The sequence below is a fragment of the Microbulbifer sp. S227A genome, from assembly GCF_049800935.1.
This window is the reverse complement of the sequence record NZ_JBNAFZ010000001.1, coordinates 655,203-668,696: the sequence shown is the minus strand read 5'-3', so window position 1 is coordinate 668,696 and position 13,494 is coordinate 655,203. Positions and strand designations below refer to the sequence as shown.

Sequence of the window (13,494 nt, the reverse complement as noted above, 5' to 3'; positions counted from 1 at the left end):
GTTCAATCAAGCGAACAGCGCGGCGCAAAAGAAGATGAGCGGAATCAGGCCGGTGTCGCGGTTGAGCCGGAACAGGTGCAGCATCCGTTTGTCATCATCGGAGTCAAAGCCGCGCAATTGCCACGCCATGTGCCATCCCATCGCCCATGGGCCGGTCAGGGCGAGGATCAGCGCTATCAACGAGCCGTTGGGCACCGCCGCATCGACCACGGCAACCCCCATCAGCGCCACCGTGCCCACAAGGAAGTATTTCAGCCAATGGGCGGTCTTGTCTCCCAACAGACGCGCGGTGGACTTGACCCCGATCAGCGCGTCATCCTCGGTATCCTGATGCGCATAGATGGTGTCGTAGAACAGGGTCCAGCAGATGCCCGCGACATAAAGCAGGATCGCGGGCAGCTCGACCTTGCCCGTATGCGCCGCCCAGGCAAGCAGCGCGCCCCAGTTGAACGCAAGCCCCAGAAAGACCTGCGGCCACCAGGTAAAACGCTTGGCAAAGGGATATATCGCCACCGGCAACAGCGACAATATTCCCAGCGAGATCGCCATCCGGTTGAAAGTCAGCAGGATGCAAAAGGCGATCAGCGCCTGTAGCCCCATCCAGATCGCCGCCCCGCGCACCGAGACCTGCCCGGACGGGATCGGTCGCGACCGGGTGCGGGCAACCTGCGCGTCGAACTTGCGGTCGGTGATGTCATTCCACGTACACCCGGCCCCGCGCATCAGCCACGCCCCCAGACCACAACCAAGCGCGATCCAGGCGTCTTCCCACCGTGGCGACTGGTCGGACAGCATCGCAAGCACGAGCCCCCACCAACAGGGGATCAGCAGCAGCCAGGTGCCGATCGGGCGATCGGCGCGGCTCAGCCGCAGATAGGGGCGCGTGGCGGCGGGGGCATACCGGTCCACCCAGTTGTCGGCGGGCGCATCCGCGACCTGACCATCTGGCACTGGCGCTTTGGTTTGCATATGTAGTCTTTCATGAACGCGAAAATCAGACTGTTTGTAGAGCACCCCTTGGGGCCGGGGCAATCGGTTCCTTTGACGCGCGAGCAGGCGCATTACCTGTTTGGCGTGATGCGCCAGGGCGTCGGCGATGCCGTGTTGCTGTTCAATGGCCGAGATGGCGAATGGCGCGCGGTGGTCCGCGAGGCTGGCAAGCGCGGCGGTGTGCTGGGCTGCGGGGAACGGACCCGCGAATTGATGATGCCGCCCGATCTGTGGCTGCTGTTTGCGCCGATCAAGAAGGCCCGCACCGATTTTATCGTGGAAAAGGCCGCCGAGATGGGGGCCGCGCGGATCGTGCCGGTTCAGACCGAGTTCACCAATGCCGAGCGCATTCGCCAGGACCGGTTGCAGGCCCATGCGGTCGAGGCGGCAGAGCAATGTGGTGGCACCTTTGTGCCCGAGGTCGGCTCGCTGCAAAAGCTTGACCGGGTGCTGGCCGATTGGCCTGCCGGGCGGCGGCTGATGTTCTGTGACGAGGTCGAGGCCGGGGCCAACCGGAACCTGCCGGCGAATGTGGATGCCGGCCCCTGGGCGATTCTCATCGGTCCCGAAGGCGGGTTTTCCGAGGGCGAGCGCAAGCGCCTCGCCGCGCTGCCGATGGCCCATGTGGTCAGCCTCGGGCCGCGTATCCTGCGGGCCGATACCGCCGCCGTGGCGGCGATGACCCTGTGGCAGCAGGCGCTTGGAGACTGGCGGTGAGCTTTATCCGCCCGGAATTGCGCGCGGCGCTCTGGCAATACCGCGAGACGGCGGCCGGGGCCGCCATGATGCTGTTGGGTCTCTGGTGGGTGCTCGGGCCGGGCGGTTTGCTGGGCTGGGTCGGGGGTGCGCTGGCGCTGGCCGGTGGGACGCTGAGCTTTGTTGGTCTGCAAAAGGCACGGTTTCGCCTCGGAGGCGGCGGGCAGGGGGTCGTGCAGGTGGATGAAGGCCAGATCACCTATTTCGGCCCTCTGGGCGGTGGTGCGGTTGCGGTGGCCGACCTCAAGAGCATCGCGTTGATCCCGGGCGGCAGGCCGGCGCATTGGGTGCTGTCTCAGCCGGGCCAGCCGGACTTGCAGATCCCGGTGGATGCCGAGGGGACCGAGGCGCTGTTCGATGTGTTTGCGGCCTTGCCCGGCATCCGGACCGAACGGATGCTGGCAGAGTTGCAAAATGGACCCGCACACCCGGTTGTGATCTGGTCACGCGGATCATTGCGCCCGGAACACCAAAGGCTGCATTGACAGCCCGGCGAATTCGCCGCACTCCTGACCGCCAAATCCTCGACACAGGCTCGGAGCGTACTCATGTCAATTCCACAGTCCGGCGGCGGACAGATCGAACGTCACGAACAGCTTGCGGAATATCTGGCAGCCGGGTGCAAACCCAGGGATGAATGGCGCATCGGGACCGAGCATGAAAAATTCGGCTATTGCAAGGATACCTTGAAACCGATCCCCTACGAGGGCGATCGCTCGGTGCGGGCGGTGCTCGAAGGGCTGCGCGATGTGCATGGCTGGTCGCCGGTCGAGGAGGGTGGCAACCTGATCGGGCTGGAAAAGGACGGGGCCAATGTGTCGCTGGAGCCCGGCGGGCAGCTGGAACTCTCTGGCGCGCCGCTGGAAACCATCCATGAAACCTGTGACGAGGTGAACGAGCACCTGCGCGAGGTCAAGGATGTGGCCGACAAGGTCGGCGTCGGGTTCATCGGGTTGGGCGCCGCGCCGGTCTGGACGCATGAACAGATGCCGCTAATGCCCAAGGGGCGTTACAAGCTGATGGACGCCTATATGCAAAAGGTGGGCACGATGGGGCGCACGATGATGCGGCGCACCTGTACCGTGCAGGTGAATCTCGATTTCGCCAGCGAGGCGGACATGGTGCAAAAGCTGAGGGTGGCGATTGCCCTGCAACCGGTTGCCACCGCGCTGTTTGCCAATTCGCCATTCCTGGATGGCAAGCCGAACGGCCACAAATCCTGGCGATCGCGGGTGTGGCGCGATCTTGACGCGGATCGTACCGGCATGGTGCCCTTCGTGTTCGAAGAGGGGTTCGGTTTTGAACGCTGGGTTGAATACGCGCTCGATGTGCCGATGTATTTTGTCTATCGCGATGGAGAATATATTGACGCGCTTGGCCAGTCCTTCCGCGACTTTTTGCTCGGTGAATTGCCGGCCTTGCCGGGGGAAAAGCCCCAACTGTCCGATTGGGCCGACCATTTGACCACCCTGTTCCCCGAGGCGCGGATCAAGAAATTCATCGAGATGCGTGGTGCGGATGGCGGGCCGTGGCGGCGGCTCTGCGCCTTGCCGGCATTCTGGGTCGGGCTGATGTATGATCAGGGCGCGCTGGACGCGGCGTGGGACCTGGCCAAGGGCTGGGATGAAGAGACCCGCCAGGCGCTGCGCGTCGCGGCAAGCGAGCAGGGGCTACAGGCGCGGGTGGGCGACATCCACATGCATGATCTGGCGCGCGAGGTGGTCGCGATCGCCGATGCCGGATTGCAGGCACGGGCGCGTCCCGGTGCTGGGGGGATGGTGCCCGACGAGACCCATTTCCTGAACGCGCTCAAGGAAAGCCTGGACAGTGGCCAGGTTCCGGCGGACGAACTTCTGGGGCGCTACGAGGGCGACTGGAACGGAGAGCTCGACCGGATTTACGCGGATTACAGCTACTGAAGCTGCTGCCCGGCGCTGGGCCTGACCGGCGCCGGATGAGGTCGCTCGCGTCCCGAGGCGGGGGATAACGCCGCCTCGGAAGGGGGGGATGGTCTCAGGCGCTGGCGTTACGGCGGCGACGTGCCGCGACCGCGCCAAGGCTGCCGATTCCGGCGAGGAGCATCAACGCCGTGGCGGGCAGCGGCACCGGTGCCGGGGTCGCGATTTCACCGTTCAGCACAAAATCCACATTGCCCGAGTTGACCGCATAGGCGTTGCCGGTGCTCGCGCCAAAGCCGAGGGCCGATATCGCCGGAGCCTGGCTGCCGAACAGGGTGATTGCCGACGCGTCGGCCCGTTCCCCCATCACAAAGTAATAGGTGTGGTCCGCCAGCAGGGTCACGCGTTTTTCAAACGCCCAGAACCCATCTTCAAAGCCATTGCTGACAGCCAGGAAACCTTCGGTCGACGCGCTGAGGTCTTCGGGACGGCCAAGGTAATCCTGGGTCAGGATATAGAGCTCACCTGTGGAAAAGGCCTCGAACCCGGCACCGCCCTGCACGTCAAAGGCAAAGGTGATGGTATCCCAGTCCGCACGCGAGCCGATGGTGACGCCCTGGCTGAAATAAGGCCGTTCGATTGCGCCGGTGTCGTGGGTGACGCTCTGGATCGTTGCTGCCTGTCCGGTTGTCGCGCCGATCACCAAGACCGCTGCCGACGACAGGGCCGCCAGAATGCTGCTCTTAACTATATTCATGACAACTTCTTTCTTTCCCGCGCACATTTACGCAAACAAGCCTGAGCGCCGCCAATCATGCGGGAGCAAACGGTCTCGGCCATCCTCCAAACCCACCGGAGTAGAATCGATTTATTGCAGTCTTTCGGTAAATTCAACCGTATGGTCCGATTGGTTAACAGAAAGTTGCACGCCTGTGTCCGGGCCCTGAAATCTTCATGTGAGTGCCTGATTTTCTTCACATTTCGGGCCGTGTCGCCGGGCGGGTGAGAGACCCCATGCGCCCGGCTTCAAGGGGATCGTTCAACCTTGCAGGCTCTTTACCCCGACGCCCCCTTCGGCCTGTGCCTTGATGGCCAGCGCGGCGGCGTGGCTGCCGGCCGCGGTGGTGAAATAGGGGATCTTGTCATAGAGCGCGATGGTGCGGATTGACTTGGAATCCTCGACCGCCTGCGCGCCTTCGGTGGAGTTCATGACAAGCTGCACCGCGCCGTCCTTCATCATGTCGGTGATGTCGGGGCGGCCTTCGTAGACCTTGTTCACCAGATCGCAAGCGATGCCCTGTTCGGCAAGCCAGCTTTGGGTGCCGCGCGTCGCAACCAGGGTAAAGCCCAGATCGGTGAGAATCCGCGCGGCCTCGATAATCTGGGGGGTCTTGTCATCATCCTTGATCGACAGGAACGCGCATCCGGAGTCGGGCAGCACCATCCCGGCCCCCATCTGCGCCTTGAGGAAGGCGCGCGGAAAGTCGCGGTCCCAGCCCATGACTTCGCCGGTCGAGCGCATTTCCGGACCCAGGATCGTATCGACGCCGGGGAAACGGGCAAAGGGCAACACCGCTTCCTTGACCGAGAACCACGGCATGTCGGGATCGGCCAGCGTCATCGGATCGGCCAGCGGCAGGATCGTGTCGTAATCCGCGTCGACGTCATAGGGCGCGCGCATCGGGAAATTCGCCAGCGGCTCGCCCGCCATGACGCGGGCGGCAATCGAGGCAATCGCGGAATCCGTGGCCTTGGCGACAAAGGGTACCGTCCGGCTGGCGCGCGGATTGACCTCGATCAGGTAGATGTCGCCGTCCTTGATCGCGAACTGGATATTCATCAGCCCGACCACGTTCAGCGCACGCGCCAGCGCGGCGGTCTGGGCTTTGACCTCGGTGATGATCGCGGGATCAAGCGAATAGGGCGGTAGCGAGCAGGCGCTGTCACCCGAGTGTACGCCGGCCTCTTCGATATGCTGCATGATGCCCGCGACATGCACATCGGTGCCGTCACAGATCGCATCGACATCCAGTTCCACCGCGCCCGAGAGATAGCTGTCGAGCAAGACCGGGCTGTCGCCCGACACCACCACGGCATCCGAGATATACCGCTCAAGCTGGGCCTGGTCGCGCACGATCTCCATGGCGCGGCCTCCCAGAACATAGGACGGGCGAATGACCAGCGGGAAACCGATCTGCTCCGCGATTTCAAGCGCCTGCGCGTCGGTGCTGGCGATGCCGTTATTCGGCTGCTTGAGACCAAGACCCTGCACAAGCTGCTGAAAGCGCTCGCGGTCTTCGGCCAGGTCGATGGCGTCAGGGGTGGTACCGAGGATCGGAATCCCCTCGTCATGCAGCGCATTGGCGAGCTTGAGCGGGGTCTGGCCGCCGAACTGGACGATGACGCCGTGCAGGGTTCCGTTCTGCTGCTCGACCCGCAGGATTTCGAGCACATGCTCCAGCGTCAGTGGCTCGAAATACAGCCGGTCCGACGTGTCGTAATCGGTCGACACCGTTTCCGGGTTGCAGTTGATCATGATGGTTTCATAGCCGACATCGGTCAGCGCGAAACAGGCATGGCAACAGCAATAGTCGAATTCGATCCCCTGTCCGATCCGGTTCGGGCCACCGCCAAGGATCACCACTTTCTTGCGGTCGGTGGGGCGGGCCTCGCATTCGACTTCGCCCATCATCGGCATTTCATAGGTCGAGTACATGTAAGGCGTCTGCGCCTCGAACTCGGCAGCGCAGGTATCGATGCGTTTGAACACCGCGGTTACATCAAGATTGTGGCGCGCGCGGCGTACATTCGCCTCGTCCCGCCCGGTCAGGAAACCCAGGCGCGCATCGGTAAAGCCCATCATCTTGAGCGCGCGCAGTTCTTCGGTGTTGGTGGGCAGGCCCGATTTGCGCAGCCTGGCCTCGGTCTCGATGATCTCGCGGATGCGGGCGAGGAACCACGGGTCGAACATCGTGACCGCGTGGATTTCCTCATCGCTCATCCCGTGGCGCATCGCCTGCGCGATGGTGCGCATCCGATCGGGGGTTTGCTGGCTGATCGCCTTGATGATGACGGCCTTGTCCTCGACGATATCCCAGGTGCCGACGGTGACGCCGGGAATCTCGATCTCGTCAAAGCCGGTGAGGCCGGACTCCATGCTCGCCAGCGCCTTTTGCAGCGATTCGTGGATGCTGCGGCCGATGGCCATCGCCTCGCCCACGGATTTCATCGCCGTGGTCAGGTCAGGCTTGGAGCCGGGGAATTTTTCAAAGGCGAATTTCGGGATCTTCGTCACGACATAGTCGATGGTCGGCTCGAAACTGGCCGGAGTCACCTTGGTGATGTCGTTGTCGAGCTCGTCCAGCGTATAGCCCACGGCCAGCTTCGCGGCGATCTTGGCAATCGGAAAGCCGGTCGCCTTGGACGCCAGCGCCGAAGACCGCGACACGCGCGGGTTCATCTCGATCACCACCATGCGCCCGTCCGCCGGGTTCACCGCCCATTGCACGTTCGAGCCGCCGGTTTCCACGCCGATCTCGCGCAGGACGGCGATGCTGCCATTGCGCATGATCTGGTATTCCTTGTCGGTCAGCGTCAGCGCCGGGGCCACGGTGATCGAATCGCCCGTGTGCACGCCCATCGGGTCGACGTTTTCGATGGAGCAGACGATGATGGCATTGTCGGCAGTGTCGCGCACCACCTCCATCTCGTATTCCTTCCAGCCGAGCAGGGATTCGTCGACCAGGATCTGGCCCATCGGGCTGGCATCCATGCCGGTGCGGCAGATATGTTCATAGTCGTCGCGGTTATAGGCCACGCCGCCACCGGTGCCGCCCATGGTAAAGGCCGGGCGGATGATGGCCGGCAGGCCGACGCCCTCCAGTGCCTCGAGCGCAAGCCGCACGCCTTCGTTCAGGTCTTTCTTGCCATTCGCGCCCATCGGCGCGGTCACGATGGTGGCGCGGGGGTTCTCGATGCCCAGCCGGTCCATCGCCTCGCGGAACAGCTTGCGGTCCTCGGCCATTTCGATGGCTTTGCGCTTGGCACCGATCATCTCGACCCCGAACTTGTCCAGCACGCCCATCTCTTCGAGCGCCAGGCTGGTGTTCAGGCCGGTCTGGCCACCCATGGTGGGCAACAGCGCGTCGGGCCGTTCCTTTTCGATGATCTTGGCGACGATTTCGGGGGTGATCGGCTCGATATAGGTCGCATCGGCCAGTTCCGGGTCGGTCATGATCGTCGCCGGGTTCGAGTTGACCAGGATGACCCGGTATCCCTCTTCGCGCAGCGCCTTGCAGGCCTGGGCGCCGGAATAGTCGAACTCGCAGGCCTGCCCGATGACGATGGGTCCTGCTCCGATGATCATGATCGACTGGATGTCGGTTCTCTTGGGCATGGTGCGGTCCCTCTGGCTGGTGAATCCCGGGCACCCCCAATGTGCCCAAATTGTCCTGCGTTATAGGGATGGGCCGCGCATGTGCAAGGGCCGAAAGTGCAAGAAATTCGAACCGGCTGCCCGCATCGGTTGCCGGGTATCGGTGTTGCCGCTATGAGGGCGCGATTGTCGGGGGCATGTGACACAGTTGGATATTCGTTTTGATCAAGGTCCACGGGGGCCGGGTGACTGGTTCCGCGATCCACTGCGCCTGATCCGCGCGGATTCCGCGGACGACGTTGACGCGGCGCTGGCCGAACTGGATGCCGCGCAGGCGGCGGGGCATTGGCTGGCCGGGTATTGCAGCTATGAACTGGGATATGCGCTTGAGCCAAGACTGGCCGCGCTGATGCCCGAGGGGCGGCAGCTACCGCTGCTTTGCATCGGGGTCTATGGCGCGCCGGGGCAGGGCGAGCTCGGTTCCGGTGCCGCCGGGTTCGGAGCGTTTCGGCCGGATTGGGATCGCGCGCAGTATCGTCAGGCCTTTGACCGGGTTCACACGTTGATTCGCGCCGGGGACATTTACCAGGCGAACCTGACCTTTCCGTTGCGGGCCACGGCACGGGGCGGCGCTCAGGCGCTCTATGCGGCGTTGATGGAACGGCAACCGGTGGGCCATGGCGCGCTGGTCGAGCAGCGGGGATTGCCCGACCTGCTGTGCCGTTCGCCCGAGCTGTTCTTTCGCATCGACGCGGCGGGCTTGATCGAGACGCTGCCGATGAAGGGCACCCAGCCGCGCGGGCGCGACGCCGCGGATGATGCGCGCCGGCGGGCGTTTTTGGCGGGCGACGTCAAGAACCGCGCGGAAAACCTGATGATCGTCGATCTGCTGCGCAATGACCTGTCCCGTGTCACCCTGCCGGGCAGCGTGCGGGTCCCCAGGCTCTATCACGTGGAAACCTATCAGACCGTTCACCAGATGGTGTCACAGGTGACGGCGCAGATGCAGCCGGGGCTGGGGCCGGGGGCGGTATTGCGGGCGCTGTTTCCCTGCGGCTCGATCACCGGTGCGCCCAAGATCCGCGCGATGGAGGTGATCCGCGAACTCGAAATCGCCCCGCGCGACATCTATTGTGGCGGCATCGGCTGGATCGCGCCGGACGGGCGCAGCAGCTTCAACGTCGCGATCCGCACCATTCTGCTCGAGGATGATCAGGCGCGGCTGAATGTGGGCGGCGGGGTGGTCTATGACAGCGACGCCGACAGCGAATACGAAGAGGCGCTATGGAAAACCCGGTTTTCGGCCATATCCCAACCGACACGCGCCTGATCGAAACCCTTGCATGGCGACCGGGCGCGGGGCCTGTCGATGCGGGCGCGCATCTGGACCGGATGGCGGAATCGGCGCGCGCCCTGGGGATCGCGTTTGACCGCGGCGCGGCGCTGGCCTTGCTGCAAACGGTCTCGGCGCAAGGGCCGCAACGCTGCCGCCTGACGCTGGGGCGGGATGGCGCGTTTGAACTGAGCCATGCCGACCTGGCCCCCGATGCGGCCATCTGGACGCTGGCGGTGTCGCCCGAGCGGATTCGTTCGGATGATCCGTGGCTGGCCCACAAGACCACCAACCGCCAGCTGTATGACCGGGCCCGCGCGGCGTTGCCCCGGGGCGTGGATGAACTGATCTTTCTGAATCAGCGGGACGAGGTCTGCGAAGGCACGATCACCAACCTCTTCCTGCGATTTGCCGATGGGCGGCAGGTCACGCCGCCCCTGTCCAGCGGGCTGCTGCCGGGGGTGTTGCGCGCCCGGCTGCTGGCCAGTGGTGCCTGGCGGGAACAGGTGCTGGGCCTGCCCGATCTGGCGCGGGCGGATGCAATCTGGGTGGGAAATGCGCTGCGCGGTCTGATCAGGGTGCGGTTTCCGGCTGTTGACGGGGTCAACACGGCTTGACTTTTGCGGCGCAGCCTTGTGTACCGGCGCGACGCCAGAAACCAGCCAAAACGAGGCATATCCCATGCACGCCTATCGCAGCCATACCTGCGCCGATCTGACTGCCGCCAATGTCGGCGATTCCGTCCGCCTGTCCGGCTGGGTCCATCGGGTCCGGGATCATGGCGGGGTCCTGTTCATCGACCTGCGCGACCATTACGGCGTGACGCAGATCCTGTGCGATGGCGACAGCCCGGCCTTTGCCGAGCTGGAAAAGGTGCGCAGCGAATGGTGCATCCGCATTGACGGGGCGGTCAAGGCGCGGGCCGCCGATCTGGTCAATCCCAAGCTGCCGACCGGCGAGATCGAAGTCTATGTGCGCGAGCTCGAAGTGCTGGGCGCGGCGGCGGAACTGCCCCTGATGGTGTTTGGCGATCAGGAATATCCCGAGGAAACCCGCCTGCGGTATCGCTATCTCGACCTGCGCCGCGAAGCGATGCAGTCGAGCATGACGCTGCGCTCGGACGTGGTGGCCAGCATGCGCCGCCGCATGTGGGACAAGGGCTTCCGCGAATACCAGACCCCGATCATCACCGCATCCAGCCCCGAAGGCGCGCGTGACTTTCTGGTGCCCAGCCGGCTGCATCCCGGCAAGTTCTATGCGCTGCCGCAGGCACCGCAGCAATTCAAGCAGCTGATCATGGTCAGCGGGTTCGACAAGTATTTCCAGATCGCGCCCTGTTTCCGCGACGAAGACCCGCGCGCCGACCGTTCGCCAACCGATTTCTACCAACTCGATCTGGAAATGTCCTTTGTCACCCAACAGGACGTGTTCGACACGATCCAGCCGGTGTTGCAGGGCGTGTTCGAGGAATTTGGCAAGGGGGCCAGGGTCGATACCGAATGGCCGCAGATTTCCTATCGCGACGCGGCGCTGTGGTATGGCACCGACAAGCCCGACCTGCGCAACCCGATCAAGATGCAGGTGGTTTCCGAACATTTCGCCGGGTCCGGTTTCGCGATCTTTGCCAAGCTGCTCGAACAGGACGGCACCGAGATCCGCGCCATTCCCGCACCCACGGGCGGGTCGCGCAAATTCTGCGACCGCATGAACGCCTTTGCCCAGAAAGAGGGTCTGCCGGGGATGGGCTATATCTTCTGGCGCGATCAGGGCAACGGCATGGAAGCCGCCGGACCGCTCGCCAAGAACATTGGCCCCGAGCGTACCGAGGCGATCCGTCAGCAACTGGGGCTGGGTGTCGGGGATGCGGCGTTCTTCCTGGGCGGCAAACCCAAGGCGTTTGAAAAGGTCGCGGGCAAGGCGCGCGACGTGATCGGCGAAGAGCTTGGCCTGACCGAGAAAAACCGTTTTGCCTTTGCCTGGATCGTCGATTTCCCGATCTACGAACAGGACGAGGAAACCGGCAAGATCGATTTCGAACACAACCCGTTCTCGATGCCGCAAGGGGGCATGGGCGCGCTTGAGGGCGATCCGCTCAAGGTGTTGGGTTATCAGTACGACCTGTCTTGCAACGGCTATGAACTGGTCAGCGGTGCAATCCGGAACCACAAGCCCGAGATCATGTTCAAGGCGTTTGAAATTGCCGGTTATGGCAAGGACGAGGTCGAAAAGCGCTTTGGCGGCATGGTCAACGCGTTCCAATACGGTGCCCCGCCGCATGGGGGCTGCGCCGCCGGCATCGACCGGATCGTGATGCTGCTCGCCGATACGGCGAACATCCGCGAGGTCATCATGTTCCCGATGAACCAGCGTGCCGAAGACCTGATGATGAACGCGCCCAGCGATCCGACCAGCGATCAGTTGATGGAACTGGGCCTTCGGGTGATCCCGCAGGACGATTGATGCTGGACCGGTTGCGCGATCTGGGATTTGACATCGCAACGCGCAACCACGCGGACGCCATCCTGTCCTTTGACTTTGCCGATGACCTGGCAGGGCTGGTTGCCCGGCTGGCCGAGTTCCGCATTCATATCAAAGAGTTGATTGGCGGGGGCGGCGGTGAGAGCGGCCAGACCCAGAGGCTGCGGCGCGCTCTGGATGCCGGGGGGTGGCGCAAGCATCACTTTTCTGTGGAAACCATCGTCGACGGCCACACCCGCGCTGGTGTCAGCCACGAGGTGGATCATGTGCGTTTCGCCGGAAATGGCACGCTGGCGCTCGAGATCGAGTGGAACAACAAGGACCCGTTCTTTGACCGCGACCTTGAAAATTTCCAGCGGTTGCACGGGTTGTCAGCAATTTCGGTTGGAATCATCGTCACGCGCGGCGCATCGATGCAGGACGCGTTCCTGCGCCGAATTACCGGCTGGCTCAAGGCGCAGGGGCTGGACAGCGAAGAACACCTGGAGCGGCTGGGCATCACCGAACGCACCCGCGCACAGCGCGATGCGGTCGCCCGACAGGTTGATCGCGGTGCGCCCTTTGCCGAAGCCTTTGCCAAGACTTTTGTGGCCAGCAAGTTCGGGCAGGCGTCAACCCACTGGTCCAAGCTTGAAGAACGGGTGACACGCGGCGTTGGCAATCCGTGCCCGCTGCTTCTGGTTGGTTTGCCCGAGCGCGTTCTGGTGGATACGGCAGAGGATGTTGCGGATGACGCCGCTGCGCTGCCCGACCTGTTTGGCCGGGATCAATGACCCGCTGGTGCGTTTCGTGCCGAACGCCCATAGGCGTCATTCGGCGGCAACACCGGAATTATAGGCATAGGTCTTCCAGCCCGGCTTGTAGTCCGCATCGGCCTGGTTGCCCCAGACGGTCCAGCCCTTGCGCACGCCGCGCCCGAACAGTTCGAGATACGGACCCCAGGAACAGCTTTCGATCAGGTCATACTGTTCGTCCGGTTTGCGCGAATGCTCGCGTTTGCGGGTCTGCATCATGTTGACCTGCCGCCGTCCGGGGGGCAGCGTGCGCGCGTTCTTGCCGCGCGTGCCGAATAACAGGATCTCGGTTACGTTGCGGAAATAGAACCCGACGCCGCGCCCGTCGCTGCCGCCATCCTTGCGGATCTTGTGCCAGATGATGTTCGATTTGTAGTCGAACCCCCACGCGCTGAGCACCTGCAACCCCTCGGGCAAGAGCGCATTGGGCACCCAGAGATAGCAATGCGCCCGCTCTTCCAGGTGATCGGCCACCGGCAGGGCGCAAATGTCGTCCAGCGTCATGGTCGGATAGCGCGCGAGGCGCTTGTGTTCGGGCGCGACCTTGCCGGTGCGGTTGGTGAAACGCCACGGCGGATCGGCCATCACCGTCGCGAAACGATCGGAGCCGAGGAAATTTGACAGATCTTGTGAGGGGCTTTCAGTCATATCCCACATATTGCTGGATCTCCGCGCGCTTGTCACTAGAACAATATGGAAACACTCGGGGTTTCACAAAAGTTGAACCGCCGACGCTTTCTATTGCCAGAAGCGCTTTTTTGCGCAAATCGCGACGGAAACCGGGCTTTGTCGCGTGTTACGGGAAAGGGGGATGAAAAATGTCATGTCCCCGGTGTAACCTGCGACGCAACAGATCCAACACAGGTGCCG

General features: G+C 63.4%; 11 protein-coding genes. 7 read left to right on the top strand and 4 right to left on the bottom strand.

The annotated features are described in order from the left end of the window. Positions 1-6: 6 nt before the first annotated feature. Positions 7-969 carry a 4-hydroxybenzoate octaprenyltransferase gene (ubiA, locus tag ACP15R_RS03245; RefSeq protein ID WP_424984939.1) on the bottom strand — a complete coding sequence of 321 codons (963 nt, stop codon included), beginning with the start codon at positions 967-969 and terminating at the stop codon, positions 7-9. Positions 970-981: 12 nt separating this feature from the next. Here ubiA and ACP15R_RS03240 point away from each other — a divergent pair, with 12 nt between their 5' ends. The 3 genes from ACP15R_RS03240 (at position 982) to ACP15R_RS03230 (ending at position 3,665) form a co-directional block, all read left to right on the top strand. Further along, positions 982-1,707 (top strand): 16S rRNA (uracil(1498)-N(3))-methyltransferase, encoded by a 726-nt coding sequence (locus tag ACP15R_RS03240; protein WP_424984938.1) that lies wholly within the window; start codon positions 982-984, stop codon positions 1,705-1,707. Then, a complete protein-coding gene (locus tag ACP15R_RS03235; RefSeq protein ID WP_424984937.1) occupies positions 1,704-2,231 on the top strand; it encodes a hypothetical protein in 528 nt (175 codons plus the stop codon). The genes ACP15R_RS03240 and ACP15R_RS03235 overlap by 4 nt, the downstream gene beginning before the upstream one ends. A 63-nt stretch (positions 2,232-2,294) precedes the next feature. Next, entirely contained in the window at positions 2,295-3,665 is a 1,371-nt protein-coding gene (locus ACP15R_RS03230; RefSeq protein ID WP_424984936.1) for a glutamate--cysteine ligase, read from the top strand. Between the two features lie 94 nt (positions 3,666-3,759). Here the strand turns inward: ACP15R_RS03230 and ACP15R_RS03225 are convergent, their stop codons facing one another. Beyond that, on the bottom strand, positions 3,760-4,401 hold the full coding sequence (locus tag ACP15R_RS03225; protein WP_424984935.1) for a VPLPA-CTERM sorting domain-containing protein: 642 nt from the start codon (positions 4,399-4,401) through the stop codon (positions 3,760-3,762). A gap of 282 nt (positions 4,402-4,683) precedes the next feature. Next, positions 4,684-8,040 carry a carbamoyl-phosphate synthase large subunit gene (gene carB / locus ACP15R_RS03220; RefSeq protein ID WP_424984934.1) on the bottom strand — a complete coding sequence of 1,119 codons (3,357 nt, stop codon included), beginning with the start codon at positions 8,038-8,040 and terminating at the stop codon, positions 4,684-4,686. Between the two features lie 187 nt (positions 8,041-8,227). On the opposite strand from carB, the gene ACP15R_RS03215 reads away from it, so the two are divergent. The 4 genes from ACP15R_RS03215 (at position 8,228) to ACP15R_RS03200 (ending at position 12,603) form a co-directional block, all read left to right on the top strand. Next, positions 8,228-9,349, top strand: a complete 1,122-nt coding sequence (locus ACP15R_RS03215) for an aminodeoxychorismate synthase component I (protein WP_424984933.1) — start codon at positions 8,228-8,230, stop codon at positions 9,347-9,349. Beyond that, positions 9,304-9,969 (top strand): aminotransferase class IV family protein, encoded by a 666-nt coding sequence (locus ACP15R_RS03210; RefSeq protein WP_424984932.1) that lies wholly within the window; start codon positions 9,304-9,306, stop codon positions 9,967-9,969. Before ACP15R_RS03215 ends, ACP15R_RS03210 begins: the two co-directional genes overlap by 46 nt. Positions 9,970-10,033: 64 nt before the next feature. Further along, a complete protein-coding gene (gene aspS, locus ACP15R_RS03205; protein WP_424984931.1) occupies positions 10,034-11,812 on the top strand; it encodes an aspartate--tRNA ligase in 1,779 nt (592 codons plus the stop codon). Continuing rightward, on the top strand, positions 11,812-12,603 hold the full coding sequence (locus ACP15R_RS03200) for a BglII/BstYI family type II restriction endonuclease (protein WP_424984930.1): 792 nt from the start codon (positions 11,812-11,814) through the stop codon (positions 12,601-12,603). Before aspS ends, ACP15R_RS03200 begins: the two co-directional genes overlap by 1 nt. A gap of 36 nt (positions 12,604-12,639) precedes the next feature. On the opposite strand, the gene ACP15R_RS03195 is transcribed toward ACP15R_RS03200, so the two are convergent. Then, positions 12,640-13,281 carry an MT-A70 family methyltransferase gene (locus tag ACP15R_RS03195; protein WP_424984929.1) on the bottom strand — a complete coding sequence of 214 codons (642 nt, stop codon included), beginning with the start codon at positions 13,279-13,281 and terminating at the stop codon, positions 12,640-12,642. Positions 13,282-13,494: the final 213 nt, after the last annotated feature.